The sequence below is a fragment of the Streptomyces albidicamelliae genome (assembly GCF_025642175.1).
Lineage (GTDB): Bacteria > Actinomycetota > Actinomycetes > Streptomycetales > Streptomycetaceae > Streptomyces > Streptomyces albidocamelliae.
Genome location: NZ_CP106795.1, coordinates 7,896,591 through 7,922,182 on the forward strand (window position 1 = coordinate 7,896,591; position 25,592 = coordinate 7,922,182).

Here is a 25,592-nt window from a genome sequence, read left to right on the forward strand (position 1 = left end):
GGAGTCCACAGAAACGTGAGGATTGTTCATGATCCCGCAATGACCGGGTGCGCTTCAGCCGAGTTCGCGCTCCAGGACGCGGCGGGCCGCCTCGGCCTCCGCCGCCGGCGGGGAGAGCTCGTCCAGGGTGTCGAGCTCGTCGTCCGCCTCCAGCTCGCGTTCCCAGGCCGCCGCCAGCCGCTCCTGTTCCTCGCGCGGCTCGGCGCCGATCGCCTCCCGGTGGTCCGGGTCGAGTGCCGCCAGAAACCGTCCGACCGCGTCCGTCGGCATAGCGTGCTCCTTGTCGCCTGGTGTCCGCCACTACCTGGCCAGCATGACCACGCGGCCCCGCGCCCGCCTCCCGACACCGCCCGGAGACACCCTGATGGCCCCGGCCCGGGGACCGGCCGCCCTTCTGCATCAGCCCGCCCGGAAGGGGTAGTCCGAGTGTGAACCGTTTAGCCGGAAAAGGAGATGGATGGCCGTGATGGTGTCCCATGCGCGAGCAAGGCGTACTCGTCGTCACGGTGCACGACGATCCCGGCAGCGACGGCCGTGCGGTCCTGCTCGCCCGGATCAGCGATCTCGTGAAGGGACACGCACCGACCTCCCTCGTCCTCGTGCTCGACGGGCCCGCGGCGGCGGACTCGGCGGTCGGCGTGGTGCTGCGCGTGCACCGACTGTGCAGCCGCCTCGGCCTGGTGATGTCCGTGGCCACCCACAGCGCTCCGGTGCGGCGCCTGCTCGAGGCCGACGCCGACGCCGGGGGAACCCGCCTGGTCGTCCTCGCCCGCGCCGACACGGCGATACGGCTGACCGCGGCCGCGCTCACCGCGGCCGCATGACGGACCCGGCCCTCAGCGCACGTCGTAGAACAGGTGCGTCGCCGTGGACGTCACGGTCGCGCCGCGCTGCCCAAGCGTGCGGCGGGTACGGCCGGTGAACAGGGGTGTCCCGGCGCCCAGGACGACGGGCGCGAGGTGCAGTGACAGCGCGTCGACCAGACCGGCCTCGAACGCGGAGCCGATCGTGGCGCCCCCACCCATGAGGACGACGTCCAGGCCGTCCCCGGATTCCGGGGAGGCAGCCTCCGCGCGCTCGCGTGCCGCGGCGACGGCGTCGGGCAGGCCGGTGGTGACGAACGTCCAGTCGAGGTCGGTGAGCCGTACCGACTCGGGCGGCGCGCTCGTCACGACGACGAACCCCGGCCTGCCGACCTCCCCGGCGCCGTAGCCGGTGGTGTCGTCCCAGCCCGCGGGGCCGTCGACCAGGTCGAAGAGCCGGCGGCCGAGGACGACGGCCCCCGAGCGGGCGGTCCCCTCGCGCAGCACCCTGCGGTCGTCGGGGTCGTCGGAGAACGCCCAGGTGTGCAGGGCCTCGCCGCCCGACCCGGGCCCGTGGCGCGGGCCGGGGCCGGGGCCGGTGACGAAGCCGTCCAGGGAGACCGAGATGTCGGCGATGACGCGTGTCATACCGGGGTGGACCTGAGGCACCGCCCGAACTCATCGCTCACCGCCGGGGCCCGCGCGCCGGAGAGCCGGCCGCGCCCCCCGGTCGCTACGTGGTCCCTATCGGCAGTTCGAGGTGGAGCTCGTAGCCGCCGTCGGAGGTGGGGCCGGAGGTGATGCTCCCCCCGAGGAGTTCGGCACGCTGGCGCAGTCCCACCAGGCCGTGGTGGGCACCGGGCAGCGGGAGCGGCGCCTGGGTCGGCGCCGTGTTGGTGACGGTGAGGCCGATGGTGCCGTTCATGTGGTGGATGGCGACTATGGCTCGCGCGCCGGGGGCGTGCTTGCGGACGTTCGTCAGCGCTTCCTGCACGGTCCGGTAGACGGCGCGCTGGGTGGCGGGCGGCAGGTCCCCGGGCAGATCCGTCTTCAGTTCCGCCTCGATACCGCTGCCGTCGACCAGGCGCTGGAGGTCGGCGAGGGAAGGCTGAGGAGTGAGCTCCGTGGGACGGCTGCCGGACGCCCTGAGCACGCTGACCATGTGCCGCAGCTCGTCGAGGGTCTGCACGCTGAGCCGCCGGATCGTCGCCGCGGCGCTCTTCGTCTCCGGGTCCCCACTGCCCACCTGGAGTGCTCCGGCCTGTACGGCGATCAGGCTGACCTGGTGGGAGACCACGTCGTGCATCTCCCGCGCCAGCTGCGCCCGCTCCTTCGCCAGCACGCTCTGGGCGGTCAGCAGCCGCTCGTTCTCCCGGGCCTCGGTGATCTCGCTCAGCCGGAGCGAGAGTTCACGGCGGGCCTGGACGAGCTGGCCCAGGAAGACCGGCGCGGCCGCCGAGGCGACGGAGTAGAGGATGTGGACCACGTTGCGGGTGCCCGCGAGCTCGGTGGCCCGCAGGTTCGACCACGGCCAGGGGAGGAAGTCGATGACCGCGTACGTCAGGGCGCAGATTCCCAGCAGCACGCGGTGGCGGTTGAGCGAGGAGAGCGTGTACAGCGCCACCAGCGTGGCGAACACCGCGTCCGTGACCAGGGCCGTGGGCAGCGTGAGCAGGAACGTCGTCAGCGGCAGGTGCCGGCGCAGCACCAGGGCGAAGGACGCGAGCAGCGCGCAGCCCAGCGGCGCACCCCGGTCGAAGCCGACGTTGGCCCACGTGTCGATCAGCGCGACCAGGACGAGGAAGGCGTCCAGCAGCGCAGGCGGTACTCCCCGGCGCTTCACCGGGTGTCCTCCTCCCGCGCCGGCCCGAGCAGGCCCGCCCGCTCGGCGATCAAGGCCGCCTGCACACGACTGCTGACCTCCAGCTTGCTCAGCACGGCGCTGACATGGCCTTTGACCGTGCCGGCGCTCAGATGCATCCGTTCGCCGATGTCCGCGTTGGCGAGGCCCTCCGCCATCAGGACGAGGACGGCGCGCTCCCGCTCGGTCAGCCGGGCCGCGAGGCGGGCGGCGGGTTCACGGCCGCCCTGGTCGAGATAGCCGTCCACCACCGTGCGGGTGACCTTGGACGACAGCACCGTACCGCCCTCGGCCAGAGCCCGCACCAGATAGGGGAGCTGCTCCGGATCGGTGTCCTTCAGCAGGAAGCCCGCGGCGCCCGAGCGCAGCGCCGTCGCCACGTATTCGTCGGAGTCGAACGTGGTGAGCATCGCCACCACCGGGCAGTCCGGCATGCGGCGCAGCTCGGCCAGGACGGTGAGTCCGTCCACGTCCGGCATGCGGATGTCGAGCAGGACGATGTCGGGGCGCGCCTCGCGCACCGTACGGACGGCCTGGCCGCCGGGGACCGCCCCCACGACCTCTATGTCGTCCGCGGTGTTGAGGATGTGTGTGAAGCCCGTACGGACCAGGGCCTCGTCGTCGACCACCAGTACCCGGATCACCGTGCGCTCCGCTCCTTGCGTGCCCGCTGTTCGATGCGTACCACGCGGAGGCCGGCACCGCGCGGCGCGGAGCCGAATCCCGCCGATCGGCGGCCCGGACCCCGCCGATCGGCGGGGGCGGCTTCGGCCGGTCGGCGGGGCGCCTTCGGAAACACGCCCGGTGAGCGGTCCCGGATGCCGGGCGAACCATGAGGACATGGGGCATGACGCAGGGCCCGCGGTCGCGGCGGAGGTGCCGCGCGTACTCGACGCGGACCGGTCCTCGACCGCTCACGCTCCGGCCGCGCCCTCGACCGGCCGGCTGGTCGGCATCGACCTGGCCCGCGGCCTCGCGGTCCTCGGCATGTACTCCGTCCACGTCGGCCCCGACCCCGCGGTGGGCGGTCCGGTGGGGTTCCTGGTGGAGTGCGCGCGGGGCCGCTCGTCCGCCCTGTTCGCGCTCCTCGCGGGCTTCTCGCTGGTGATCATCACCGGCCGGCCGCGCCCCGGACCGGGCGGGCCGGCCGGCAGGCCGTCGCCCGCGTCGCGATCCGTGCGGCCGTCCTCGTGGCCATGGGCTACGTCCTGACCGCGCTGGACACCGAGGTGGACGTGATCCTGAGCTTCTACGGGGTGCTCTTCCTGGCCGTCCTCCCGCTGTACCGGCTGCGGGCCGGAACGCTCGCGCTCATCGCCGCCGCCGGCGCGCTGATCCTGCCGCAGATCCTGTACGTGATCCGGCAGTCGATCGACGGGGGTGACTGGGCGGACACCGTCATGGCGTGGGACCCGCTGGCCCGGCTCACCGACACGGACGGTCTCATCGAGCTGCTGTTCACGGGGCCGTACCCCGTTCTCACCTGGATCCCCTTCCTGGTCGCGGGAATGGCGGTCGCCAGACTCGACCTCACCCGGACCGGCGTCCGGCTCCGCCTGGCCCTGGCCGGCGGGGCGCTCGCCGTGCTCGGCCACGGCGGCTCCTGGCTGGCGCTGCACACGGTGCCGGGCGCCCTTCCCGCCGTCGCCGCCGCGACGGACGGCGGTTCACCCGCGTCGGCGTGGTGGTCGGACACCGTCGGCAGCCCCGACGACCGCACCCCGCTCGCCTGGCTGCTCGTGGCCGCCCCGCACAGCCAGACCACCTTCGCCGTCATCGGCGACACGGGTGTCGCCCTGCTGGTGCTGGCCGGGTGCCTGACCGTCGCGGAGCGCCTGCCCCGCGTCAACCGCCTGACCAGGCCGATCGCGGCGGTCGGCATGACGGCACTGACCGTGTACGTCCTGCACGTCGTCGCCCTCTGGCTCCTCCTCGACGTCTGGTACGTGCCCGCGGTCGACGGCGACGGCATGAGCGAGCTGCCGGTGCTCCTCGCGTTCGTCGCGGCCGCCGCTCTCCTGGCCACCCTGTGGACCCACCACTTCCGGCGCGGCCCCCTCGAACACGCGATGTACACGGCCACCCGGCTCGCGCGCCACGTCCGCTGAGCGGCGACGGCGGGGCCCCGGCGTGCCGCGCCCAGGTGCTGTCAGCCGGCCAGGAGGCTCGCCCAGTCCGTCAGGCGCGCGAAGTCCGCCGAGGTCAGTCCGATCCGCGGATCGACATGGTGCAGGAGCGCCGGACCCGGGTGGTGGGCCTGCACCCAGGTCCGGTCCGCGTCCGTGATCTCGTCGTCGACCCAGGCGAAGGGGCGCCCTCTCGCCCAGGCGACGACGTCCGGCGTCTTCCAGAACACTCCGCCTTCCTGCCGGGCATGGGGATCGCTCCAGGCGATGTACGGCAGCGGGGGTAGCCCCAGGAGAGGCGAGAGGAAGGCGTTGGCCTCGTCCTCCCACGTCGTGGCCCACACCAGATCGAAGGGCAGCGCGGTGAGCGCTGGGCCGTGAGCCGGGTTCAGCCACACCCGCAGGGGCTTCGCCGCCCTGTCGGGAAGGCCCCAGGCAGCCAGCCGCCGCCGCTCGGCCGCAGCCCAGCGCGGGGTCATCAACCGGTGCGTGCCGTAACCCTCGGGCCGTCTGGACGGCTTCGCCGCATACGGATTCAGCGGCCCGTCCACGTCCACCAGCAGCATCGGCCGCACCGGCCCACCCCCCGAGTCCTGCTCCGACGCTACCGGCCGGCTGGCTCCGGCCCCAGCGCGTTTCCCAGCGGCCGCCTCACTGGCCGTGCGTCAGTGGCCGCCCGGTGAACGCGTCCAGGAGTGCGCGGCCGCCGACCGGGGACTTCAGCGTCACCCTCACCCGCTCGATGAGCAGGTTGCTGGGGCAGATGCCGTCCCGGGCCCCCGCCACTGATGCCGACAGCACGACGCTGTGCGCTGTCTCGAGGGTTTTCACGACAGGGCCGTCGTCGCAGGAGCCGTGGGTGGCGCGGACCGTGACGGACCTGCCGTCCGGCGCGACGTCGACCACTTCACCGAGCGGCGCCTGCTCGTCGGTCGGCTCCGGCCCGAGCGGCCGGACGGGGGTCCGGGGGAGCGGGGACGGGCTGACGGCGGCGATCCTGAGCGGGGTGTCGTAGCCCCGCACGGTGAACAGCCACGCGGGGACGGTCGCGCGTCCCCGGCTGGTGACCACGGTCGTCTCGCCCGGCCTCGCCCCGGTCACGGTCAGGCGGGGCCCAGGGCCGCTGTCGCGAACCAGGGCTGTGTACACCTCCCGGGCCGAAAGGATCGGCATGCCGAGGGAGCCACCGTTCTGCCACCTCACCACACCGCCCGGCCGGGGCGCGGCGGGCAGCGTGCCGCGCAGTTCGAAGGTGCCGGTTTCGTAGGCGTGCCGGTCGGCCGCACCATGGAGACCGCCGTCGGGCAACCGGACCGCGTCCGCCATCGGGTAGTAGCCCTTGCGCCACGTCGCGGCCGCCGCGGAACCGTCCCAGGCGTCGGCCACCTGGCGGGCCCGGTCCTCGGGCCGGGTCACCGGCCGGTCGGGGCGGACCTTCGACGGACCGGTGTGGTGTTCGCCGCCGCATCCGGTGACCGCGGCGGCGGTGACGGCCGACAGAGCGAGCGCGGTGAGCAGACGCACGGCGCGGGTGGCCGTGGTCGTGGTCGTGGTCGTGTGCATGAGTCCCCCAGGGTCCGATGGTGCGTCGTCGAGGCGAGTCCGTAAGTGGTCGCCGGACCTGTGACGCACGAGGACCCCGCCGCGTTCGCCGGTCCCCGGACCGGGGACCGGCGGACTGCTGTGAGGGTCAAGCGGTGCGGCCCGGGAGGGTGTTGATGTCGATGACGGCGCGCTGGAGATCGCCCTGTGGCCGGCCGCCCAGATCGTCGATCGTCACGATGTTCATGTTGCGGGCCAGTGCGGGTGCCCGCCAGTCCGTCCGCAGCTTGGTGACCAGCTGCGGGTTGAGCCCGTTGGCCAGGTACATCAGGTAGTTGTCCCGGACGGAGGCCGGGAAGAACGGTGACAGCAACCGGATCAGGAACAGCTGGGGTATCTGCACATCGGGCTGGACGATGCTCGACAGCACGAAGAACCGGCCGGCGTCGGCGCCGGGATCACGGGCCAGCGCCGCCTGGTTGAGGGACAGCGTCTGGTCGTAGATCTGCTGGGGCGGGCTCCCGTTGAAGAACGACTTCAGGATGTCCCACCAGGACGGATCGCCCGCCGGGTAGCTGCCGCGGTCGGAGACGCTGTCCCCGTGCCAGGCCCAGGGCTGGTCGACGGCACCCGACGAGTCCACGAGCACCACGTTCTTCCCGGCCCTCATGTAGTCGCCGTAGGTGGAGCTCGGGGACAGCTCGGTCCGGGTGGCGACCCGGGAGCCGAACAGGTCCCGCAGCCGGGTCAGGGGCTCCTTCACGTCGGTGCCCGCCGGCGCGGTCACCGACACGCTGAGGACGACGACCTCCGAGGGGTGTGCGTCGATCCAGCGCTTCACCGAGGCCGCCTCACCCGAGGCGTCGTCGAAGAACACCCCTCCCATCGGGGCGCCGTGGAAGGTCCGCCACCGCCCGCCCTCGAAGCACAGCCGCAGATCGACATAGCGGGCGCCCTGGTCGAGCTGGTCGGTGAGGCTGCCGCTCTGGGAGCGGGAGATGCTGGCCGCCAGCCGCGGATCGACTTTGGCGACGTTGTAGGACCAACCGCTGGTGCACAGCGCCGGGTCGGCCGGGATGCTCCAGCTGCCCGAGTCGTGGCTGCCGGGCATGGCGATCCGGTTCAGCGGCTGCCCGTCGAGATAGCCGTGCATGTCGCCCATCCACCGCGCCAGGTCCACCGTCGCGGCGGACGCCCGGCCGGACGGTGCCGTGGGCGCCGCGTGCGCCGGCGCGCCGCCGATCACCAGCGCCGCGACAGCGAGCAGCGAGGCGACCAGACCGGCGACCGAACGTCGTAAACGGGTGTGGTCCGGGGTGCCGTTCGTTCTGTAGCTCATCGTAGTACGCCCTCCTTGGGGGAAGAGGCCGAGGTCGGGCACAGAGGGTAGAGCGCGGTGGACGCCATGCCCAGAGATGTCACAGACCGACCGGCTCGATCCGCTCGCGGGTCCGGGCGCGGAAGCCGCCGGCTCGCGCCCGCGGGGCCCGAACGGCCCACCCGGCGGGCGAGGCCGCGGGCCCCCGGGGAAACTGGCCCCGGGCGGAAGGAGTGATCATGCTTCCCGGGTTCTTCACCAGGGTGTTCGCCGTGCTCGTCGGCCGGGAGGGACGGTCACTGCACCTGAAGGCGGCGGGCGGCGCGACGATCGTCCTCGTGCTGGTGATGCTCGCCGGGTCCTGGGCCGTGGTGACCGCCGAACAGGGCGCCCGCCACGCGAACCTGACGTCGTACCCGAAAGCCCTGTGGTGGTCCATCGAGACGGCGACCACCGTCGGATACGGGGACTTCTTCCCGGTCACACCGTGGGGGAGGGTCGTCGGTGCGGTCGTCATGGTCGTCGGCATCACGACGTACGGCATGGTCACGGCCGCGCTGGCGACCTGGTTCGTCGGCCGGGAGGACCGCAGGCGCGGCCGGGCCCACCAGCTGCGTGAGGAGACCGTCCAGGCCCTCCACGCACGCTTCGACCAGCTCGAACGCCTGCTCACCGGCGAGCGCGGCGGCGACCGCTGAGCCCCGTCCGCTTCGCGGGTGGCCGGAGCGGTGGCCGGACTTGCGGACCGACCACCTGCTTGCGCAGGCTGCGCCCGGGGCGGGCACGGTGGCGGCCGCCCGGCCCGCCGATACGGGGCGGACGCTGGCAGAAGGAGTACGGGCATGATCCTCCCGAAGGTCAGGGACCCCCGTTTCGTGACGATCCGGCGGGGCGGGACCCTCACGGACGCGGATCATCACCTCCTCGCCCTGTGGGCGGCGTCCTGCGCGGAACACGTCCTGGGCCTCTTCGAGTCCGTACGGCCCGACGACCCCCGGCCGCGCCAGGCGATCGAGCACGCCCGCGCCTGGACGCGCGGCGAGGTCGGAATGATGCGGGCGCGTGCGGCGGGCGGCCATGCGATGGGCGCGGCCCGCCCCCTGCGTGGCGCGGCACGCCACGCCGCGTACGCCGCCGGCCAGGCCGGGGCCGTCGCCCATGTCGCCGCGCACGAGCTGGGTGCGGCCGCCTACGCGATCAAGGCCGTACGCGCCGCCGCGCCGGAAGGGGAGCGCGAGGCCGCCGGTCGGCTGGAGTGCCGGTGGCAGCGCGACCGGCTTCCGGACGCCATCCGCGACCTGGTACTCGACGACCAGCGCCTGCGCAACGACATCTGCTGGTCGGTGTTCGACTGATCGGTGTTCGACTGCTGAGCACCCGCCGGCCACGCGGTGGCCCCGTGCCAAGCCGCCGCGCCGCGCCGCGCGGCGGCAACCGGCAGGCCGCCGTGGCCGCACGCCCCGTCGGCCCCCATGTCAGTGGCGTGTGCCAGGCTCTGCCCATGCTCGAGATCGTGGTGAAGACGGAGAACCGGCAGCGGCACGTGCGGGTGTCCGCCGACGAACTGGCCGGGCTGGTGCGGCGCATCGGGGGCGAGGACGACCGGTTCCTGGTGCTCCAGCGGATACCCGACCTGCCCGACGTCTTCGCCCAGGTCTGGCACGAGAGCGGCGGCGACTACACCCTGGAGCACCGCGACGGCGCCGCCGACCGGCACTTCCAGACGACGGCCGGCACACCGGAGGCCGTGACGGCCGCGCTGACCGGCTGGGCCCGCCGGGAGGACGGCTGGGACGCCGAATTCGCCTGGTCGCCGCTGGACATGGGGCCCGTCCGCGAGGTGCCGCCGCTCGACCTGGACGAGGGCGACCGCCGGGACCTGGAGAGCCGCCTTCGCGAGGTACTGGCCGGCGGCTACGCCTCCCGCGCCGAAGTGGCCGAGCTGGCCGAGGAGTACCTGGTCACCGGCGACCGCCGGCCCGTGTCGCGCGCACAGGCGACCGCCCTGGTCGACCAGCTGTGGCTGGAGCGCGTCGCCGAGCAGACCACCTGGGAGGGCGAGACGGACCCCGAGCGGCTCACCCGCGCGTTCACCGCTCTCCAGGAGGCCGGTGTCACCGCCCGGGAGAACTTCACCTGCTGCCGCAACTGCGGTGACGCCGAGATCGGTGCCGAAGGCGGTCCGGACACGCGCGGCTTCGTCTACTTCCACTCCCAGTGCACCGACTCCGCCGCGTCGGGCCACGGCCTCATGCTCCTGTACGGCGGCTTCGACGGCTCGTCCGAGACCACCGCGGCGATCGGGCACGAGGTGGTGGCCGCCCTCGAAGCGGCCGGACTCGACGTCGAGTGGGACCGCGACCCCACCCGCGCCATCTCCGTCACTTCCCTGAACTGGCGTCGTCGGCTTGTCGGTTAGGCATGCGCGGGTGGGGCATCCGCCACCCTTCGGCGAGCCTCGACGGGTGCACGGTGTGTCCGCCGCCGAAGAACTCGCAGAACTTCATGATCAGGGGGTCCCAGCCGAGTGGATCCACGTGGTGCGTCCCGGGAATGACCAGCTCCTCCTCGACGTGGGCGCGAAGGACCTCGACCTGGAACGCGGTGGCGAACTCGTCGGGGCTTCCGACGGGTTGGGATGAGACGACCCTGCACTCCAGCTGGATCGGGCACTCCGCGACCCGGGGGGCCCGCAGCAGGTCCGAAGCCTGTTCGGTCAGCCCCGCGGCCGAGAACTTGTCCGGTTCGTGCCGGTAGCCCTGCCCCGCCTTGCGGTCCGGCACATCGGGTCTCCCGGTCGTGAGGGCGATCCGGTCGACGGCGTCGACCATCGCGGAGGAGGGCAGGTTGAGGACGCACTCACCTTCCCGGAGCAGGTTCTCGGTGGTCCGGGCGCTGTTGCCGAGACCGAGCACGCAGTTCTGACCCAGCCACCACGCGGAGGACATGGGGGCGAGGTTGGCCGTGCCGTCCTCATTGAGTGAGCTGATCAGCACCACCGGAGTTCCGAAGTACAGGACCTTGAGTCCGGGGACGACATGCATGTGCGGTGCCCTTTCGCGCCGTGTCGGACGGAGCGGCCCGGATCGACAGCCGAGCCGTCGCCGACTCTTCCGCGGCGGAACCCTGAGCGCTGGCGGACTCGCGACACGGCACTGCGGGGGAGGGGACCGGCTCGGCGCGGACCCGATGCCCGGGCTGGGGGCCGGGTGCCGAGGGCCGGTGGCACCGTCCGGTGTTCCGGGCAACAGCGTGCGCGTGGGGTGACTCCTGTGCGGCCACGGCTTCGCCAGGCACTCTTTGCGGCGGACGCACGGCGCGCTGCTACAGCGGGACTGCCGCCGGCGGCCCTTGCCGATGGAGCCCCGCGGGACGACACCATCGCGTTCCTCCCCGCGGAGGCCGTCGGCGGGCCGATCATCTCCGCCAGGCGCATGAGGCGCCCCGGCGCGGGCCGTACGCCGGCGTGGCCGATGTGCCAGGCCTGTCTGGCACCGTGCCCCGGCCTCCGACGCCCCGAGCCCCACAACCTCCGCCCCCGGCTGACCAAGACGGACTCAGGGCCGACTACCCGCCGGACGAGGCGGCGGTGCAGCATCAAGATCCCGTAGGTGCGTCCGACGACCCACCGCTTCGCCTGCAGGACGCCCTGGTCCACCAATGCCTTCTGAACGCACCTGTTCTGCGCAGCGGAGGGGTCCAGCAGCCGGTCCCGGCCCGGTTGTCGTGCACCTAAGCCGCGAAAACAGCGACCGCGATGACCAGGCCGCGGACGTCGACCGCGAGCGAGGCCGGCCCGCCGGGTTCAGGAACGGATGAACGCGAGGATGTCCGGGTTGAGGACCTCCGGATGCGTCGACAGCATCCCGTGCGGGTAGCCCTCGTAGGACTTGAGGGTCCCGTTCTTCAGGAGCTTGACCGTCAGGGGTGCCGAGTCGTCGTACGGGACGACCTGGTCGTCGGTTCCGTGCGCGACGAGGACGGGCACCTCGATCTGCTGCAAGTCCTCGGTGAAGTCGGTCTCGGAGAAAGCCGCAACGCACTCGTAGTGCGCGTTCGCCGCGCCCATCATGCCCTGGCGCCACCAGTTGTCGATCAGGCCTTGCGACACCTGAGCTCCGGGACGGTTGAAGCCGTAGAACGGCCCCGAGGGAATATCGATGAACGACTGAGCCCGGTTGCCGGCAACGCCCTCACGGAAGCCGTCGAAGACTTCCATCGGCAGGCCGCCCGGGTTGGCCTCCGTCTTCAGCATCAGCGGTGGCACGGCGCCCACCAGGACCGCCTTGGAGACGCGGCCGGGCTTGGCGCGGGCGACGTAGCGGGCGACCTCGCCGCCGCCGGTGGAGTGGCCGATGTGCACGGCACCCCGCAGGTCGAGGGCGTCGGTCAGCGCGGTCACGTCCGCGGCGTAGGTGTCCATGTCGTGGCCGGTCGCGGTCTGGGTGGAGCGTCCGTGGCCACGGCGGTCGTGAGCGATGACTCGGTAGCCCTGCGCCAGGAAGAACAACATCTGGTTGTCCCAGTCGTCGGCGCTCAACGGCCACCCGTGGTGGAAGACGATCGGCTCCCCCTCCCGAGGACCCCAGTCCTTGTAGAAGATCGTGGTGCCGTCGTCGGTCGTGACTGTACCCATCGCAGATCCTCCGCTCGTCCAGGCGCACCCCAGCCACGGAGAAATCGGTGGGGGCACGCGGGACTGCGCGCCCAGCGGGCGCGGTCCGGATGTATCGCCCACATTACGCCCTGCCCCTGCGGGCCACATCCGCAGCTCCCGGCGTCCGCCAAGCCTTAGAGATCGGCTCAACTGGCTCGATCGCTGGGGCGCCGAGGCGCTGCGCGTGTGTCAGCGTTCGATCCGCCGCCTGGCCTCGTCGTTCTCGGCGCTGCCGGCAGCTGGAGGCAGGCTGTCGAGCGTGGCCATTTGTTCCGGGGCGAGTTCGACGCTGTCCGCAGCGACGTTCTCCTCGACGCGCGCCACCTCCTTGGTTCCTGGGATCGGGACGATGTGCTCGCCCTCGGCCGTTAGCCACGCCTGAGCGACCTGGGCGGGCGTGGAGGTGGCGGCCGCGGTACGCGACGCGTTGAAGAAGGCCGCCGGCGAGCGCTCCACCACTTCGTGGACACGGCTGTGCCGCCAGCTCGTTCTCCGCCCTGCCCCATCACCTTTACCCCGACGACCAGGTCGCCGTTCTCGCCCAGGTCGACGCTTCGGCCCCGGCTGACGAACCCCTCCTCACCGCGCTCGTGGCGGCCAACGACACCAACTCGGCGTCGGTTTATCAACGGAGATGGAGACGCCGATGGCCCGGTCGATGGCGGCGTGGGAGGAGACGGCGTGGCGTAACTGGGTGACTTCGTTCTCCAGCTCGCCGCGGCCCATGCCGACGGTGTGGGGTTGGCCGTTGCGGCGGGGCTGGCTCGGGGAGGTCACGGGGTAGATCTTCTGACGGTGGGCGGGGTTTCGGTGGGTTACGGGGTGCCTGCCCAGAGTGGGCTAGCCGCGCAGGGTGGGGTGGCAGCTGAGGAGCTGGTCGACGCCGACGATCTGCAGGGTGCGCGTTACGGGCCCGGCCGGGCCGACCAGGCGGTGCGAGCGGCGGCGATGGCGTGGCCGATCTCGCCGGTCACGGTGATCACGGTGCTGCCGTGAGTACTGTCCGGCACCGCAGGAGGCGGCCCCGATGTTTGGCATAGCCAATAGTTCAGACGCGGAAGGGAGTGCCGGGCGCGATCACGGGTACCAGGGGCGGCAGGTGTGAGGTGTAGAGGCGGCGCGGATACCGCGGGCCCTGAGGGGCGAGGACAGCATGACGCCCGATTCCCATGACGCCCCGTCGGGCGCCGCGCTGGCTCTGGACGGACAAGGCGGGTGTATTGCCGAGGCCCGGCACTGGGCCGCTGGTTTCCTGGTCCGGATGCTCGTCGAGCGCGGGATCATCGTCTCGCAGCGAGCGGTGGAGCTCACGCAGCTGGTGGTGAGTGAGCTTGTGACCAATGCGCAGAAGTACGCGCCCGGGCCGGTGCTTCTGGATCTGCGGATCGCCGGGGGTCTGGTGGAGGTGCGGGTGTGGGATGGCGATCCGGTGCTGCCGGTGGCTCGGGCTGCTGATGCGGGGCGCGTGGGTCAGCACGGTCTGGGGATCGTACTGGCCGTCTGCCAGGGGTTCGAGGTAATGCGGGAGCTGGTCGGAAAGCGCCTCACCGCCCGCCTGACCCTGGGCGACGATGCGCCGGGCGGTCTCGGGGGCAGCCAGTAGGCGGCCGTGTCGGCGCCCTCCGGGGGCCCGCGTTTGCAGAGACGGTACAGAGCAAGATCCGGCAGGTCTGCAAGCCGCGATCACCGAAGGCAGCGTGCCGGTGCCCCGCGGATACCTCGCTCCGCGGGGCACCGACCTGTCAGTGATCAGCCCTGGGTGCCGCCCCGGGTCTTTCCGCCCTTCGGCATGGCAGCGTGATCTGCTGCCGAGTGCGGATTCGACGGGGCGTCGTCTTCGCGTCCTGCCCGTCGATCGCTGAAAGGAGTGGTTTCGCGTCGCATGCCGATGGGGACCCGCACCGCACGCCGTCGGAGTGTCGAAGCTCCGCCGAGCGGGTCGCCGGCGGACGCATCGTTGCAACTGATCCGGGTGAACGGCCGCAGAAACGTGCGCCGCGTCCAACCCCGGCTTCGGCCGGGGCCGAGAGGGTGACTGTCGCCTGCGCCCCTGCCGTGCCTGGCAACGGCGATCAACCGTGGCCGGCTCACCGCTGCGAAGCCGGTAGGTGACGGAAGCTGAGGATTGGTCGCGGGCCACGCGGTAACTCCGCCGTTGTCCACTCTGCGCCTTTCACCTTCTCGCTCTTGCTCAAGTGGACCGCGATCCATTCACCTCACCGCACGTGGGGAGCACTCATGAAGACAGACACCCGTTCCACCTCCCGCCTCCGACACGATCCGCTCGTCCGGGGCCTGGGCTGGGCCAGTGCGCTCCTGGGCGTGCCGCAGGTCGCCGCCCCGGCGGGCTTCGCCCGGGCCCTGGGCGTGGACGACGCACTCCGGCACCGCTCGGCCACGACCGCCGTCGGTGTACGCGAGCTGGCCGCGGCGGCCGGGCTGCTGGGACGGCCGCACCCCGCCTGGCTCTGGGGCCGCGTCGGCGGCGACCTCATGGACCTGACGATGCTGACCCGGGCCTTGAAGAACCACGACGGCCGGGGCCTGGGCCGCACCGTCGCCGCGACCGCCGCGGTCACCGCCCTCACGGCCACGGACGTCTACGCGGCCGTGACCCGCACCCGTAGGAGCACCCCCATGGAACTGACCGCGACCACCACCGTCACCCAGCCCCCGGACAGGGTCTACGCCCTCTGGAGGGACCTGGAGCGACTGCCGGACTTCATGGCGCACCTGGAGGAGGTACGTGTCACCGGCCCTCGCACCAGTCACTGGCGGGCCAGCGCACCGTTCGGCAAGACGGTCGAATGGGACGCCGAGACCACAGAGGAAGTAGCCGGCCGACTGATCGCCTGGCAGTCGGTGGACGGCGCCGACATCGACAACTCCGGCGAGGTCCGCTTCGAGCCCGCCCCTGGCGGCCGGGGCACGGAGATCCGGGTGACCCTGCGCTACGACCTGCCCGGCGGCACACTGGGCAAGGCCGCGGCGCGCTACTTCGGTGAGGAACCGCACCAGCAGCTGGACGACGACCTGCGCCGCTTCAAGCAGATCGCGGAGACCGGCGAGGTCGTCCGCTCCGAGGGCGCACCCGGCGGAAAGCGGGCCCGCGGCGAGTTCCCGCAGCACCCGGCCCGACCGCTGACCGAGGACGAACTGAAGGAGGCCCTGGCATGAAGGCGAACTGCTGGACGGGACGCAACTCGGTCGAGGTGCAGGACGTCCCCGAACCGTCGATCCTCAACAGCCGCGACGCCATCGTGAAGATCACCTCGACGGCGATCTGCGGCTCCGACCTCCACCTGCTCGACGGCTACGTCCCCACCATGGAAAAGGGCGACATCATGGGCCATGAGTTCATGGGAGAGATCGTCGAGGTCGGCCCCGGCATCAGCGACGGCAAACTGCGCGTCGGCGACCGGGTCGTCGTCCCCTTCCCCATCGCGTGCGGCGCCTGCGCGTCCTGCCGCGCGGAGCTGTACTCGTGCTGCGAGAACACCAACCCCAACGCCGGCCTGTCGGAGAAGTTCTTCGGCCATCCCACCGCCGGCATCTACGGCTACTCCCATCTCACCGGCGGTTTCGCCGGCGGCCAGGCGGAGTACGCCCGCGTGGTGCTCGCCGACGCCAACGCACTCAAGATCGAGTCGGACCTCACCGACGAGCAGGTGCTGTTCCTGTCCGACATCCTGCCGACCGGGTACATGGGCGCGGACATGTGCGACATCCAGGAAGGTGACGTCGTCGCCGTCTGGGGCGCCGGCCCGGTCGGCCAGTTCGCCATGGACAGCGCCCGGGTCCTGGGCGCGGAGAAGGTCATCGCGATCGACAAGGAGACCTACCGGCTCGACATGGCCGCCGCCCAGGGCTACACCACCATCAACTTCGAGGACACCGACGTACGCTCGGCACTGCTCGAACTCACCGGCGGCCGGGGCCCCGACAAGTGCATCGACGCGGTGGGTATGGAGGCCACACACGGCGCCTCACACGTCCACCTCTACGACCGCGCCAAGCAGGCGGTCCGCTCCGAGACCGACCGGCCACACGCCCTGCGCCAGGCCATCCTGTCCTGCCGCGGCGGCGGCGTGGTGTCGGTCATCGGCGTCTACGGCGGACTGATCGACAAGTTCCCCGCGGGTGCCTGGATGAACAGGTCCCTGACCCTGCGCACCGGACAGTGCCACGTGCACAAGTACATGAAACCGCTGCTGGGCCTGATCGAGCAGGGCAAGATCGACCCGACCCGGATCATCACCCACCGGCTGCCCCTGACCGAGGCACCGACCGGCTACGACTTGTTCAAGAACAAGAAGGACCACTGCGAAAAGGTCGTCCTCAAGCCGTGAGGGCCGCAGAGGGCCGCGATGGATCGAGGCACCTTGAACCGTGCCGAGGGCGCCGTAGCGTGCCCGCCTCACGCCGGCGGCTCGGACCACCGCTCAACGTTCTCCGGCCGTAGGTCGGGCCGACGTCGTCGGCTCCGGTGATCTCCACACACCGCAGCGCGAGCCGGTCCAGCATCACCACTGGATCGGCGCGTCGGCGAGGCAGTCGGCCCGCTCGACGAGTGCCTAGGCCAGCTGATGTTCGCGGTTCATCACTGTTCACCGTCCCTCGCCCATACGTGGGAAGTCGTCGGCGGTATGCCGGTTGAGCGGCGTGAACGTCATCGCGTCGCGCACCCATAGGGCGGTGCGCAGGTCCCGGTCGGCCAGCGCGCCGGCCGTGTCGCGGTAGAAGTCAAGGGTGCCAAGGGCCGGCCGGCCGATGCTCAGCGGCAGGGAGAAGACGGCCCTGACGCCGAGGCCGACCGCCTGAGGGGCGAAAGACGGGCCAGCGGCGGGTGTCCGGTCCCCGGGTGAGGTCGGCGGCCAGCACGGGCGCGGCCTGATCGAGGGCGCTTCGGCAGGGGCCGGCGCCCAGGGTGTCTGGGCCTCGCCCAGCCGGGCGGCGGTCTGTTGCTTGCGCAGCACACCGGGCGTACACCGGGTCCCGCCGAGATGGACACCGATGCGCCGCTGACCGGCGGCAACCGGATGCAGGTCTGGCACAGCTCTTCAGGTGCTGCCTGCGGTCCGGTTCCCTTCGCGGCTTCCGCCAGATCCTCAGATCAACTAGGGTTGCTCGACGTGAACACCGGACCGGCTCTACGCCACACACGGATCGGCAATCCGGTGGAGGGCTGATCGCACGCCGGGTGCGTGCACAGCACTCCACTCCGGCACGCGGACCTCCCCGCGCTCGCGCACGACGAATCCCTTTCCCGCGCAGAGCGACAGTGAGGTCAACCGCATGTCAGTCACGTTCAACCACACCATCATCGCCGCCAAGGACCGCGGCGAGTCGGCGCGCTTCTTCCGCGAACTGCTGGAACTTCCGGAAGCACCGTCCTGGGGTCCCTTCACCAACATCCAGCTCCACGACGGGGTACTGCTCCAGTTCGCCGAGCCGCCGGTGGAGATCCAGATGCAGCACTACGCGTTCCTGATCGACGACGAACTGTTCGACCGGGCGTACCGGCGGCTGTGCGACCGCGGAATCGAGCACTGGGCCGATCCGCAGATGCGGCGCCCCGGTGAGATCAACGACGAACACGGCGGCCGAGGGGTCTACTTCAAGGACCCCGCCGGTCACGCGATCGAGCTGATCACCCACCCGTACCTGTAAGCGGGACCGGTAACCGGGACAGGACCCGGCCGGGCGCCCGAAGCACGGTGCCCGGCCGGCGCGGTGAAGGACGGCAGCCGGTCGAACCCCGCGAGGGCGGACCGTCAAGACGCTCGCCTTCGTCACACCGGGGGACCGTCTCCTGCTGGCAGCACTGCCCGGCCACGCGCGACCGGTGACGCCGGGACACGGCTCCTGCCTTCCTCCCGCGTGAGTGGTGCCGTACGGGCGAAGGGCTCGGCGCGATGACCGCGGCATTCCGCCCGCACCTGGCCATAATCACCCCGTGCGGTGGAGCGGTGTAAGCGAAGGGGCTTCATGATTTCCGCGGGCGAGCGCTACCGGAAGCGCCGTATCGGCGTCGGCGGACTCGAGATGGCGTACGTCGACGAGGGCGAAGGCGATCCGATCGTGTTCCTGCACGGCAACCCGACGTCGTCGTACGTATGGCGGAACGTGCTGCCGTACCTGGTGGACAAGGGCCGCTGCATCGCCCCCGACCTGATCGGGATGGGGGACTCCGCGAAGCTGCCCGACAGTGGCCCGGACTCGTACCGTTTCGTGGAGCATCGCCGTTTCCTCGACGCGTTCCTCCAGACGTTGGGTGTGCGGGAGCGGGTGACCCTGGTGGTCCAGGACTGGGGCTCGGCCCTGGGCTTCGACTGGGCGTACCGTCACCCCTCCGCCGTCCGGGCCATCGCCTACATGGAGGCGTTCGTGGCCCCGATCGACTCCTGGAGCGACTGGCCGGAGTCCGCCGTGCCCGTCTTCCGGGCGATCCGCTCCGCCGAGGGGGAGGACATGGTCCTCGACCGGAACTTCTTCGTCGAGGAGGTTCTGCCCACGGAGGTGCTGCGCGGTCTGTCGGAGGCGGAGATGGCCGTGTACCGCCGCCCCTACGCGGAGCCCGGTGAATCGCGCAGGCCGACCCTGACGTGGCCCCGCGAGGTGCCCGTCGCGGGCGAGCCGCACGAGGTGCACGACGCCATCACGCGCTATGCCGCGTGGCTGGCGCAGTCGACGGTGCCCAAGTTGTTCATCGAGGCCGTTCCGGGGGCCATGTTCCCCTCGCACCGGGCCGTCGCCCGGGCATGGCCGCACCAGACTCATCTGACCGTCCGAGGCGGCCACATGGTGCAGGAGGACGCCCCCGACGAGATCGGCGCGGCTCTCGCCGCCTGGTTGACCGGTCTTCCCGACGTGGACTGAGGACCAGGGGGGCGCGCGCGTGGTCGCGGCACACCTGCCTTGCCGTCAGAACGGCAGAACGTCGTGGCGTCCGCGTTCCGGGCGTCGCTGTCGTCCCAGGTCTGCCGTCCTCCCCGGCGTGGAGGTTTACCGCGTTCAGGACGTGGCGCAAAAGACGTACGCCGTCATGGGGGCGGCGACCGGCCCCGGGCCGAGGCGGGCCGTCATCTCTTCGATGACGGTCGCCCGGATCGTGGGTGCGTCGCCGCGCTCCTCGACGGCCGCGCGCACCGGAGTGCCGGTGAGGAAGCCGGTAGCGACATCGGCGGCCGACGCGGCCCGGCCCTCCAGCGTCAGTTCCCGCTCCTCCTCGAGGGCGAATCCGGCGGCCGTCAGCTCGGCGGACACGACGGCGGGGTCGGAGTAGCCGTGGGGGACCGTCGGGAGGAACTGCGGCGGGTCGGACGGGAAGGCCCGCTCCAGCGCCTCCTGCAGAGCGGCTCCGAAGGCGTGCGTGCCGAGCGGGCCCCAGGTGTTCAACAGGAATCGGCCGCCCGGCGCCAACACCCGGCGGACCTCGGCGAAGGCCGCGTGCCGGTCGGGGAAGAACATCACGCCGAACTGGCAGACCACCAGGTCGAAGCCGCCGTCCGGGAACGGCAGCGACTGCGCGTCCGTCTGTCGCCACACCGCGTCCGGCACCCGGGCCGCCCCGAACGCGACCATGGCCTCGTTCAGGTCGGTGGCCGTCACTTCGGCCGACGCGGCCGCCTTGAGCAGGCTGGACGTCAAAGTGCCGGTCCCTGCGGCAAGTTCGAGGATCCGCCGGGGGCGGAGGGCCGCCGCGCGGGCCGCCAGGTCCTCGGCGAAGGGCCGGAAGACCACCGGCACGAGGTACTGATCGTAGGCTGCCGGCATGGACCCGGACCACCGCCGGTGGGCGTCGATTCCCGTCACCCTCAGTACGGTAGCGCCGACGAGTCCCCGTCGACCGTTGGCAGGGAAGCGATTTCGGGTGGGATCCCTTGCTGGGGGACCACTCAGGTGAGGGCAAGCTTCAACGCCGATACGGCACGCCCGGAGCTGGTGGCGGGGAGCTGCCATCGATGGGCGTCACCGTTGCCGTCGACGTACAGGAGGGTGCCGCCCTTCTCCGCGTGGGTGATGTCGAAGGCGACAGTGTCTCTGCGAAAGGTGCCGCCGGCGACGGTCGGACCGCCGTCGGCGAAACCCGTGGGGGCGATCCTGGCCGCGCTCTTGCTGTTCCCCGCGCGGACGATGTGCCCGTCGGCTGCCTTCCAGCGGAAGCCACCGGTCTTCGTCGTGGCCGTCACCGGTCTCCTGGACCGGTTCTCGGCGCTGAAGGTGACGATGGCATACAGGCCGTGCTCCGGTGTGCCGTTGCTCGTGCTGCGGAGGTAGAGCACGGTGTCGGGGGTGATACGCATGGTCCCGTCGCCCCCGGCACCGGCGGTATCGGCGCTCTGGCTCAGCTTGAGCACCGTCTGCGCACTCGGCTTAGGGCTGCTCTCATCGCCGCCGCCGGTGCAGGCGGTGAAAGGTGCGAGACAGCAGACGGTGATGAGGGCGGTGAACACGGTGGCGGTGCGGCGCATGATCCCCCCGGTGGCGAAGCTGTACGGCGATCAGTCGAGTTGGGGGAGTAACGGTAGTCCCCGGGGGACTGGGGGGTCAGCCGGCCAAGGTGTTCTGTGTCGCCTCGCGGGCTTCGGCGAGGGCTCGCTGTCTGAGACGGCCGCCGAACAACTGCATCGCCGTGGCGGCCAGTACGTCGTCCCTGCCGATGGTCCGCCGGTCCCCCCTGCGCGCGGCCGGGGCCCGGAACGCCTCCTTGGGGAGCGGGGTCGGGGCCGGTTCGTCCGACAGCACCACGGTGACCGTACCAAAGCGTCTCACCCCGCCCTCGCGGACGACCATGGCCGCGTCCCGGGCGAGGTCCGTCAGGAACACACTCGCGATGCCGTCCAGGTCGCGGACCATCGCAGGGACGGCCGTCACCCCCTGGCCCCACAGCAGCTTCCTGACCCCGGCCTCGAACCTGTGGGCGCCGACCAACGCACTGGGTTTGCGTGACCTGCTGCGCTTGCGAGAAGGGACGATGACACCGTCGGCGTCGTACAGGACACCGGTCAGGCCTCGAAACGTCGGGCTGTGGTCGTACCACTTGTGCCCCACCTCGAGCTCGACGTTCCGGTCGATCGCCGAAACGAGGTCCCCAGGAGTCAGCTTCTTCCGTGCCTCCTCCGCCGCCGCTCTCCGCGCGCCGTCGATGATCTCCGTGAGCACGGTCCGCGTCACCGACGCGGCGGCCCACGCGGCCGCCCGAGAGACGTGCATCGGGGTCACGTCCCGGAACACCGCCTTGACGAGAGAAGGCTTGAACGGCGAGACATCCATGCCCGAGGCGGTCTCGGGACCGCTGCGCTCAGGGCGTGCGGGCTGTGCGGTCATCGGAAGGAACGCTCCCTGGTCTCGGAGTTGGCAGAGGCCCACACTTCACCACGCAGACCCGCGCCCTGCCATGCCGACCTCCGAGTTCCTGTACCGAACCTTTCGTGGCACGTCAGTGCATCAGTGCATCAGTGCATCAGTGCATCAGTCCATCCTCCGTGGTGCCTCCGTGCTCCTCCGTCAGTCGTCGTCGTGGTCGTCGGAGCCGCCGTGGCGGTGGTGGTCGTCTGCCTCCGCGGCCGTGACCTTGCCGGACCGGGTCCCCACGGTGACCTCGTGGTCGTGCCCCCTGGCGTCCGTCACGCAGATGTGCCAGGCGGGCGTGCCGTGTTCACCTTCGAGCTCCGCGGCGGTAGCGGTTCCCTTGATCCTGGCGAGCGCCGCGTTCACCGCCCTGGTCACGTCGGTCCGGGCGGACTTGGCGAGGGCGGCGTCATCGTCCGAGTCGTCGTCCTTCGCCGTGCCGGCGGCGGTGACCGTGCCATCGGCGGCGTCGACGGTGAACTCGCGCTCGGTGCCGCGGGCGTCGACGGCCTCAGCCTTCCAGACCGGCTTGCCCAGGCTGTCGTCGAGTTCGATCTCGGTGACCGTGCCCGCCGCGGATCGAGTGGCAACCGCCACGGCCTGCGCCAGATCGACCTTGCCGGCCACGGCGATGGTGCGGTTACTGGCGTGGTCGCCGTGGTCGCCGTGGTCGCCGTGGTCGGCCCCGGCCGAGCCGGCCGCGGCCGTCTCCATCCCCTGGTGATCGCCGTCCTCGGCGAAGGCGACAGCGGTCGCGGCCCCTGCGCCGCCGAGCACCACGGTGGCCGCGATCACGGTGGCGATGGTGCGGCGACGACCGGTCGGAGTGTGCGAACGAGCCCTCATGAGGAAGTCTCCCTGTCTCTGGATCTCTGGGTCTCTGGGTTGCTGGGTCTCTGGACGAGCCTGGAAGAGCCCGGGCGAGAATCCGGACCAGGCTCTGGACGAGTGCGGGACGGTGCGTCCCGTCCCGACGCCGACCACCATCGACGAGCGATCCTGAAGCCACGCTGAAGGTTCCTGAAGATCCCTTCAGGAAGGGTCTGCGACGTTGGAGACATGCGCCTGCTGATCGTTGAGGACGAGAGACGTCTCGCCGCCGCCCTGGCCCGTGGACTGGGTGCCGAGGGCTTCGCCGTGGACGTCGTCCATGACGGCGTCACCGGTCTGCATCTCGCGCGGGAGCGGGACTACGACCTGATCGTCCTCGACATCATGCTGCCCGGTCTCAACGGCTACCGCGTGTGCGCGCAGTTGCGGGCCGCGGGCGACGACACGCCGATCCTCATGCTCACCGCCAAGGACGGCGAGTACGACGAGGCGGAGGGCCTCGACACCGGCGCGGACGACTACCTCACCAAGCCGTTCTCGTACGTGGTGCTGCTGGCCCGCATCCGGGCGCTGCTGCGCCGCCGCACCCGGGCCGGCGCCCGGATGCTGCGCATCGGGGACCTGACGGTCGACCCCGCCGCGAGACGCGCGGAGCGCGCCGGGACGGACATCGCCCTGACGGCGAAGGAGTTCGCGGTGCTGGAACACCTCGCCGTGCACGCAGGGCAGGTGGTGTCGAAGAGCGACATCCTCGATCACGTATGGGACTTCGCCTACGACGGCGACCCCAACATCGTCGAGGTCTACGTCAGCGCCCTGCGCCGAAAGATCGACGTGCCCTTCGGACGGCGGTCGATCACGACCCTGCGCGGGGCCGGCTACCGGCTGGAAGCCGACGGGGGCCGTCTTGCCTAGACCCTTCGCCTCCGTGCGAGCCCGCGCGGCGCTGGCCGCCACCGCGGTCGTGTCGATCGCCCTGGTCGCCGCGGGCATCCTCGTCGTCGCCGTCCTGCGGCACAACCTCACCGAACGGGCCGGCCTGGAGGCCGAGGTCACCGCCCGCACCGTGGCGGGCGCCCAGGCCGCGCTCAACGGCGACTTCGGCACCCTCGACCTGCCCGACGACGAGGACGACCTCGTACAGGTCGCCGACGCGACGGGCAAGGTACTGGCCGCCGGTGACGAACTGCGCGGACGCCCTGTGCTCAGCGACTACGCACCCGCGTCCGCGCCCACGCCCGCACCCGCGGGCACGGCGTCGGGCGGCAGGCACCAGGACGACGACGACAACGACGACCACGGGCACGACAGCACACCGGCGCGCGGCAAGGTCGGCACCGAGGTCGAACGCAGGACGCTGACCGTGCGGGTCGGCGACGAGTCCCACGCGTACCGGTTCGCCGCCGTCCAGGGAACGACGTACGACGGCCGTACCTACACCGTGTACGCGGGTGCCTCGCTGGCGGACGAACAGGCCACGTCGGACCAGGTCGTCCGCGCGATGCTGACCGGTCTGCCGTGTCTCCTCGTCGTCGTCGCGGCCGTCACCTGGCTGGTCACGCGGCGCGCGCTCAGGCCGGTGGAGGGCATCCGGGCGAAGATGGCGGAGATCACCGGCAGCGGCGACCTGGCCCGCCGGGTGCCCGAGCCCGACGCGCGCGACGAGATCGCCCGGCTCGCCCGCACCACCAACCAGACCCTGGCGGCGCTGGAGCAGTCGGTGGAGCGCCAGCACCGGTTCGTCGCCGACGCCTCCCACGAACTGCGCAGCCCCATCGCCTCCCTGCGCACCCAACTGGAGGTGGCGGAGCAGCACCCGGAGCTGCTCGACGTGCCCGACCTGCTGCAGGACGTCGTACGCCTCCAGCACCTGGCCGCCGACCTGCTGCTGCTCGCCCGCCTCGACGCCGGCGAGCGGCCCGCGGACACCCTGGTCGATCTGGCTGCCCTGGTGCGTGAAGAGGTGGCACGGCGCGCGCGGACCGACCGCGTCACCCCCGCCGTCACCGCCGCCGACACCGCGCTGGAGGTGAAGGGCAGCAGGAACCAGCTTTCCCGGGTGCTGGGGAACCTGCTGGACAACGCCCAGCGGCACGCCTCCACCGGCATCACCGTGACCGTGGACGCCGTGGGCGACGCCGTCGTGCTGACCGTGGCCGACGACGGAGACGGCGTCGCCCCGGCCGACCGCACGCGCGTCTTCGAACGGTTCGTCCGCCTCGACGAGGGCCGCAGCCGCGACGAGGGCGGAGCCGGCCTTGGCCTGGCCATCGCCCGCGACGTCGTCCGGCGCCACCACGGGACCCTGTCCCTGACCGACTCTCCCGCCGGAGGGGCCGCCTTCCGGATCAGCCTGCCCCGCGCTCACTGACCTCCTGCAGCCGAACGCCGCCCCACACAGGAGCAGTTGGCCTCCGGCTGCCATGGTGGCGAAACCTTGGACATCTGCTGGGCTGCCGCTTCCCCTGCGCTGGACGGCCTCTCTACGGCGCCTTCATAGGGTCGTGCTCGTCCCCCGGTGGTCCGGCTCCCGGATCACCCCCCTCCCCGAAAACCGGAGACCGTTCATGCGTACCCTGCCTCGCCGTGCCCTCCTCGCCGCTCCCGCCGCCGCGCTGATGTTCGCCCTCGCGGCCTGCGGGGGTGGTTCCGACTCCGCCTCCGACTCCGGCGGTTCGCAGTCGGACACCCAGCAGGCCGCGCAGGGTTCGGGAGGCGCGGACGCGGCGGGGGAGGGCGCCGGGGACACCGACGACAAGAAGGAACCGCCGCTGACCGGCGAGGTGAAGCAGAAGGCCGAGGCGGCGGCCGTCGCCGCGTACCCGGGCACGGTGCTGAAGTCCGAGGAGGACGCGGAGAAGCCCGGCATGTACGCGGTCGAGGTGAAGAAGGAGGACGGCACCACGGTCGAGGTGTACCTGGACAAGTCCTTCAAGGTCACCGACACCAAGCAGGAAGGCACCGAGGAGACGGAGAAGGACGGCTGAGACGCGCGGGCCGAGCGGAGCGCCCCTCACGGCTACACCGGACCCCAGATGCCCCACAAGTCTCAGGCGGCTTCCCATGGACACCGGAACTCCCTCGGCACAGCTGTGCGAGC

General features: G+C 71.6%; 28 protein-coding genes and 1 pseudogene. 14 read left to right on the forward strand and 15 right to left on the reverse strand.

Annotated elements, in window-relative coordinates; all coding sequences use genetic code 11:
• Positions 1 to 54: 54 nt before the first annotated feature.
• A complete protein-coding gene (locus N8I86_RS35680; protein ID WP_073898098.1) occupies positions 55 to 270 on the reverse strand; it encodes a hypothetical protein in 216 nt (71 codons plus the stop codon).
• A gap of 206 nt (positions 271 to 476) precedes the next feature.
• Here N8I86_RS35680 and N8I86_RS35685 point away from each other — a divergent pair, with 206 nt between their 5' ends.
• Positions 477 to 824 carry a hypothetical protein gene (locus N8I86_RS35685; protein WP_263279713.1) on the forward strand — a complete coding sequence of 116 codons (348 nt, stop codon included), beginning with the start codon at positions 477 to 479 and terminating at the stop codon, positions 822 to 824.
• Positions 825 to 836: 12 nt separating this feature from the next.
• On the opposite strand, the gene N8I86_RS35690 is transcribed toward N8I86_RS35685, so the two are convergent.
• The 3 genes from N8I86_RS35690 to N8I86_RS35700 form a co-directional block, all read right to left on the reverse strand.
• Positions 837 to 1,451: a dihydrofolate reductase family protein gene (locus N8I86_RS35690; RefSeq protein WP_263279714.1), complete on the reverse strand. Its 615-nt coding sequence runs from the start codon at positions 1,449 to 1,451 to the stop codon at positions 837 to 839.
• Between the two features lie 85 nt (positions 1,452 to 1,536).
• Positions 1,537 to 2,646 (reverse strand): sensor histidine kinase, encoded by a 1,110-nt coding sequence (locus tag N8I86_RS35695; RefSeq protein WP_073898100.1) that lies wholly within the window; start codon positions 2,644 to 2,646, stop codon positions 1,537 to 1,539.
• On the reverse strand, positions 2,643 to 3,308 hold the full coding sequence (locus tag N8I86_RS35700) for a response regulator (RefSeq protein WP_263279715.1): 666 nt from the start codon (positions 3,306 to 3,308) through the stop codon (positions 2,643 to 2,645). Before N8I86_RS35700 ends, N8I86_RS35695 begins: the two co-directional genes overlap by 4 nt.
• A gap of 196 nt (positions 3,309 to 3,504) precedes the next feature.
• Between N8I86_RS35700 and N8I86_RS35705 the strand changes: the two are divergent.
• A pseudogene (locus N8I86_RS35705) lies at positions 3,505 to 4,772 on the forward strand (DUF418 domain-containing protein).
• A gap of 41 nt (positions 4,773 to 4,813) precedes the next feature.
• Here the strand turns inward: N8I86_RS35705 and N8I86_RS35710 are convergent.
• From N8I86_RS35710 to N8I86_RS35720, 3 genes are all read right to left on the reverse strand, one after another.
• The gene (locus N8I86_RS35710; RefSeq protein WP_263280208.1) at positions 4,814 to 5,356 is read right to left on the reverse strand and encodes a hypothetical protein; all 543 of its coding nucleotides are present in this window, start codon (positions 5,354 to 5,356) and stop codon (positions 4,814 to 4,816) included.
• 85 nt (positions 5,357 to 5,441) lie between these two features.
• The gene (locus N8I86_RS35715; RefSeq protein WP_263279716.1) at positions 5,442 to 6,353 is read right to left on the reverse strand and encodes a hypothetical protein; all 912 of its coding nucleotides are present in this window, start codon (positions 6,351 to 6,353) and stop codon (positions 5,442 to 5,444) included.
• Positions 6,354 to 6,480: 127 nt separating this feature from the next.
• Positions 6,481 to 7,671 carry a PI-PLC domain-containing protein gene (locus N8I86_RS35720; RefSeq protein ID WP_263279717.1) on the reverse strand — a complete coding sequence of 397 codons (1,191 nt, stop codon included), beginning with the start codon at positions 7,669 to 7,671 and terminating at the stop codon, positions 6,481 to 6,483.
• Positions 7,672 to 7,889: 218 nt separating this feature from the next.
• Here N8I86_RS35720 and N8I86_RS35725 point away from each other — a divergent pair, with 218 nt between their 5' ends.
• The 3 genes from N8I86_RS35725 to N8I86_RS35735 all read left to right on the forward strand — a co-directional run bounded on the left by N8I86_RS35725 (position 7,890) and on the right by N8I86_RS35735 (position 10,069).
• On the forward strand, positions 7,890 to 8,348 hold the full coding sequence (locus tag N8I86_RS35725) for a potassium channel family protein (protein WP_073898110.1): 459 nt from the start codon (positions 7,890 to 7,892) through the stop codon (positions 8,346 to 8,348).
• A 144-nt stretch (positions 8,349 to 8,492) separates the two neighbouring features.
• On the forward strand, positions 8,493 to 9,005 hold the full coding sequence (locus N8I86_RS35730; RefSeq protein WP_073898112.1) for a putative immunity protein: 513 nt from the start codon (positions 8,493 to 8,495) through the stop codon (positions 9,003 to 9,005).
• Positions 9,006 to 9,151: 146 nt separating this feature from the next.
• Positions 9,152 to 10,069, forward strand: coding sequence for a DUF6891 domain-containing protein (locus tag N8I86_RS35735; RefSeq protein WP_263279718.1), 918 nt, complete (start codon positions 9,152 to 9,154; stop codon positions 10,067 to 10,069).
• Here the strand turns inward: N8I86_RS35735 and N8I86_RS35740 are convergent.
• The 3 genes from N8I86_RS35740 to N8I86_RS35750 form a co-directional block, all read right to left on the reverse strand.
• Entirely contained in the window at positions 10,032 to 10,694 is a 663-nt protein-coding gene (locus N8I86_RS35740) for a flavin reductase family protein (protein WP_263279719.1), read from the reverse strand. The two genes, N8I86_RS35735 and N8I86_RS35740, sit on opposite strands and share 38 nt — an antisense overlap.
• A gap of 761 nt (positions 10,695 to 11,455) precedes the next feature.
• Positions 11,456 to 12,286, reverse strand: a complete 831-nt coding sequence (locus N8I86_RS35745) for an alpha/beta fold hydrolase (protein ID WP_073890052.1) — start codon at positions 12,284 to 12,286, stop codon at positions 11,456 to 11,458.
• A gap of 210 nt (positions 12,287 to 12,496) precedes the next feature.
• The gene (locus N8I86_RS35750) at positions 12,497 to 12,766 is read right to left on the reverse strand and encodes an aldo/keto reductase (protein WP_404830857.1); all 270 of its coding nucleotides are present in this window, start codon (positions 12,764 to 12,766) and stop codon (positions 12,497 to 12,499) included.
• A gap of 399 nt (positions 12,767 to 13,165) precedes the next feature.
• Here N8I86_RS35750 and N8I86_RS35755 point away from each other — a divergent pair, with 399 nt between their 5' ends.
• The 4 genes from N8I86_RS35755 (at position 13,166) to N8I86_RS35770 (ending at position 16,656) form a co-directional block, all read left to right on the forward strand.
• Positions 13,166 to 13,303: a hypothetical protein gene (locus tag N8I86_RS35755; RefSeq protein ID WP_263279720.1), complete on the forward strand. Its 138-nt coding sequence runs from the start codon at positions 13,166 to 13,168 to the stop codon at positions 13,301 to 13,303.
• 157 nt (positions 13,304 to 13,460) lie between these two features.
• Positions 13,461 to 13,910 carry an ATP-binding protein gene (locus tag N8I86_RS35760; RefSeq protein WP_123440927.1) on the forward strand — a complete coding sequence of 150 codons (450 nt, stop codon included), beginning with the start codon at positions 13,461 to 13,463 and terminating at the stop codon, positions 13,908 to 13,910.
• A gap of 635 nt (positions 13,911 to 14,545) precedes the next feature.
• Positions 14,546 to 15,484 carry an SRPBCC family protein gene (locus N8I86_RS35765; protein ID WP_263279721.1) on the forward strand — a complete coding sequence of 313 codons (939 nt, stop codon included), beginning with the start codon at positions 14,546 to 14,548 and terminating at the stop codon, positions 15,482 to 15,484.
• Positions 15,481 to 16,656, forward strand: coding sequence for a zinc-dependent alcohol dehydrogenase (locus N8I86_RS35770; RefSeq protein WP_263279722.1), 1,176 nt, complete (start codon positions 15,481 to 15,483; stop codon positions 16,654 to 16,656). Before N8I86_RS35765 ends, N8I86_RS35770 begins: the two co-directional genes overlap by 4 nt.
• A 258-nt stretch (positions 16,657 to 16,914) precedes the next feature.
• On the opposite strand, the gene N8I86_RS35775 is transcribed toward N8I86_RS35770, so the two are convergent.
• Positions 16,915 to 17,283, reverse strand: coding sequence for a hypothetical protein (locus N8I86_RS35775; protein WP_263279723.1), 369 nt, complete (start codon positions 17,281 to 17,283; stop codon positions 16,915 to 16,917).
• Positions 17,284 to 17,602: 319 nt separating this feature from the next.
• On the opposite strand from N8I86_RS35775, the gene N8I86_RS35780 reads away from it, so the two are divergent.
• Positions 17,603 to 17,977, forward strand: a complete 375-nt coding sequence (locus tag N8I86_RS35780) for a VOC family protein (RefSeq protein ID WP_263279724.1) — start codon at positions 17,603 to 17,605, stop codon at positions 17,975 to 17,977.
• A 318-nt stretch (positions 17,978 to 18,295) separates the two neighbouring features.
• Positions 18,296 to 19,186, forward strand: coding sequence for a haloalkane dehalogenase (locus N8I86_RS35785; protein WP_263279725.1), 891 nt, complete (start codon positions 18,296 to 18,298; stop codon positions 19,184 to 19,186).
• 135 nt (positions 19,187 to 19,321) lie between these two features.
• On the opposite strand, the gene N8I86_RS35790 is transcribed toward N8I86_RS35785, so the two are convergent.
• From N8I86_RS35790 to N8I86_RS35805, 4 genes are all read right to left on the reverse strand, one after another.
• The gene (locus N8I86_RS35790; RefSeq protein WP_263279726.1) at positions 19,322 to 20,083 is read right to left on the reverse strand and encodes a class I SAM-dependent methyltransferase; all 762 of its coding nucleotides are present in this window, start codon (positions 20,081 to 20,083) and stop codon (positions 19,322 to 19,324) included.
• Positions 20,084 to 20,205: 122 nt separating this feature from the next.
• Positions 20,206 to 20,781: a hypothetical protein gene (locus N8I86_RS35795; RefSeq protein WP_263279727.1), complete on the reverse strand. Its 576-nt coding sequence runs from the start codon at positions 20,779 to 20,781 to the stop codon at positions 20,206 to 20,208.
• A 76-nt stretch (positions 20,782 to 20,857) separates the two neighbouring features.
• On the reverse strand, positions 20,858 to 21,637 hold the full coding sequence (locus tag N8I86_RS35800) for a hypothetical protein (protein WP_263279728.1): 780 nt from the start codon (positions 21,635 to 21,637) through the stop codon (positions 20,858 to 20,860).
• 180 nt (positions 21,638 to 21,817) lie between these two features.
• Positions 21,818 to 22,507 carry a PepSY domain-containing protein gene (locus tag N8I86_RS35805; protein ID WP_263279729.1) on the reverse strand — a complete coding sequence of 230 codons (690 nt, stop codon included), beginning with the start codon at positions 22,505 to 22,507 and terminating at the stop codon, positions 21,818 to 21,820.
• A 213-nt stretch (positions 22,508 to 22,720) separates the two neighbouring features.
• Here N8I86_RS35805 and N8I86_RS35810 point away from each other — a divergent pair, with 213 nt between their 5' ends.
• From N8I86_RS35810 to N8I86_RS35820, 3 genes are all read left to right on the forward strand, one after another.
• Positions 22,721 to 23,407: a response regulator transcription factor gene (locus N8I86_RS35810; protein WP_263279730.1), complete on the forward strand. Its 687-nt coding sequence runs from the start codon at positions 22,721 to 22,723 to the stop codon at positions 23,405 to 23,407.
• A 13-nt stretch (positions 23,408 to 23,420) separates the two neighbouring features.
• Complete coding sequence (locus N8I86_RS35815; protein ID WP_263279731.1) at positions 23,421 to 24,863, forward strand: sensor histidine kinase; 1,443 nt, start codon at positions 23,421 to 23,423, stop codon at positions 24,861 to 24,863.
• A gap of 196 nt (positions 24,864 to 25,059) precedes the next feature.
• Positions 25,060 to 25,479, forward strand: coding sequence for a peptidase (locus tag N8I86_RS35820; protein WP_263279732.1), 420 nt, complete (start codon positions 25,060 to 25,062; stop codon positions 25,477 to 25,479).
• The last annotated feature ends 113 nt before the right edge of the window (positions 25,480 to 25,592 follow it).

Excerpts from the sequence above, each read along its gene's own strand:
- N8I86_RS35680 (WP_073898098.1), bottom strand. The coding sequence starts at position 270 with ATGCCGACGGACGCGGTCGGACGGTTTCTGGCGGCACTCGACCCGGAC.
- N8I86_RS35795 (WP_263279727.1), bottom strand. The coding sequence starts at position 20,781 with ATGCGCCGCACCGCCACCGTGTTCACCGCCCTCATCACCGTCTGCTGT.
- N8I86_RS35805 (WP_263279729.1), bottom strand. The coding sequence starts at position 22,507 with ATGAGGGCTCGTTCGCACACTCCGACCGGTCGTCGCCGCACCATCGCC.
- N8I86_RS35685 (WP_263279713.1), top strand. The coding sequence starts at position 477 with ATGCGCGAGCAAGGCGTACTCGTCGTCACGGTGCACGACGATCCCGGC.
- N8I86_RS35770 (WP_263279722.1), top strand. The coding sequence starts at position 15,481 with ATGAAGGCGAACTGCTGGACGGGACGCAACTCGGTCGAGGTGCAGGAC.
- N8I86_RS35720 (WP_263279717.1), bottom strand. The coding sequence starts at position 7,671 with ATGAGCTACAGAACGAACGGCACCCCGGACCACACCCGTTTACGACGT.
- N8I86_RS35730 (WP_073898112.1), top strand. The coding sequence starts at position 8,493 with ATGATCCTCCCGAAGGTCAGGGACCCCCGTTTCGTGACGATCCGGCGG.
- N8I86_RS35765 (WP_263279721.1), top strand. The coding sequence starts at position 14,546 with ATGAAGACAGACACCCGTTCCACCTCCCGCCTCCGACACGATCCGCTC.
- N8I86_RS35740 (WP_263279719.1), bottom strand. The coding sequence starts at position 10,694 with ATGCATGTCGTCCCCGGACTCAAGGTCCTGTACTTCGGAACTCCGGTG.
- N8I86_RS35800 (WP_263279728.1), bottom strand. The coding sequence starts at position 21,637 with ATGACCGCACAGCCCGCACGCCCTGAGCGCAGCGGTCCCGAGACCGCC.
- N8I86_RS35790 (WP_263279726.1), bottom strand. The coding sequence starts at position 20,083 with ATGCCGGCAGCCTACGATCAGTACCTCGTGCCGGTGGTCTTCCGGCCC.
- N8I86_RS35690 (WP_263279714.1), bottom strand. The coding sequence starts at position 1,451 with ATGACACGCGTCATCGCCGACATCTCGGTCTCCCTGGACGGCTTCGTC.
- N8I86_RS35735 (WP_263279718.1), top strand. The coding sequence starts at position 9,152 with ATGCTCGAGATCGTGGTGAAGACGGAGAACCGGCAGCGGCACGTGCGG.
- N8I86_RS35725 (WP_073898110.1), top strand. The coding sequence starts at position 7,890 with ATGCTTCCCGGGTTCTTCACCAGGGTGTTCGCCGTGCTCGTCGGCCGG.
- N8I86_RS35760 (WP_123440927.1), top strand. The coding sequence starts at position 13,461 with ATGACGCCCGATTCCCATGACGCCCCGTCGGGCGCCGCGCTGGCTCTG.
- N8I86_RS35820 (WP_263279732.1), top strand. The coding sequence starts at position 25,060 with ATGCGTACCCTGCCTCGCCGTGCCCTCCTCGCCGCTCCCGCCGCCGCG.
- N8I86_RS35785 (WP_263279725.1), top strand. The coding sequence starts at position 18,296 with ATGATTTCCGCGGGCGAGCGCTACCGGAAGCGCCGTATCGGCGTCGGC.
- N8I86_RS35810 (WP_263279730.1), top strand. The coding sequence starts at position 22,721 with ATGCGCCTGCTGATCGTTGAGGACGAGAGACGTCTCGCCGCCGCCCTG.
- N8I86_RS35710 (WP_263280208.1), bottom strand. The coding sequence starts at position 5,356 with ATGCTGCTGGTGGACGTGGACGGGCCGCTGAATCCGTATGCGGCGAAG.
- N8I86_RS35780 (WP_263279724.1), top strand. The coding sequence starts at position 17,603 with ATGTCAGTCACGTTCAACCACACCATCATCGCCGCCAAGGACCGCGGC.
- N8I86_RS35745 (WP_073890052.1), bottom strand. The coding sequence starts at position 12,286 with ATGGGTACAGTCACGACCGACGACGGCACCACGATCTTCTACAAGGAC.
- N8I86_RS35715 (WP_263279716.1), bottom strand. The coding sequence starts at position 6,353 with ATGCACACGACCACGACCACGACCACGGCCACCCGCGCCGTGCGTCTG.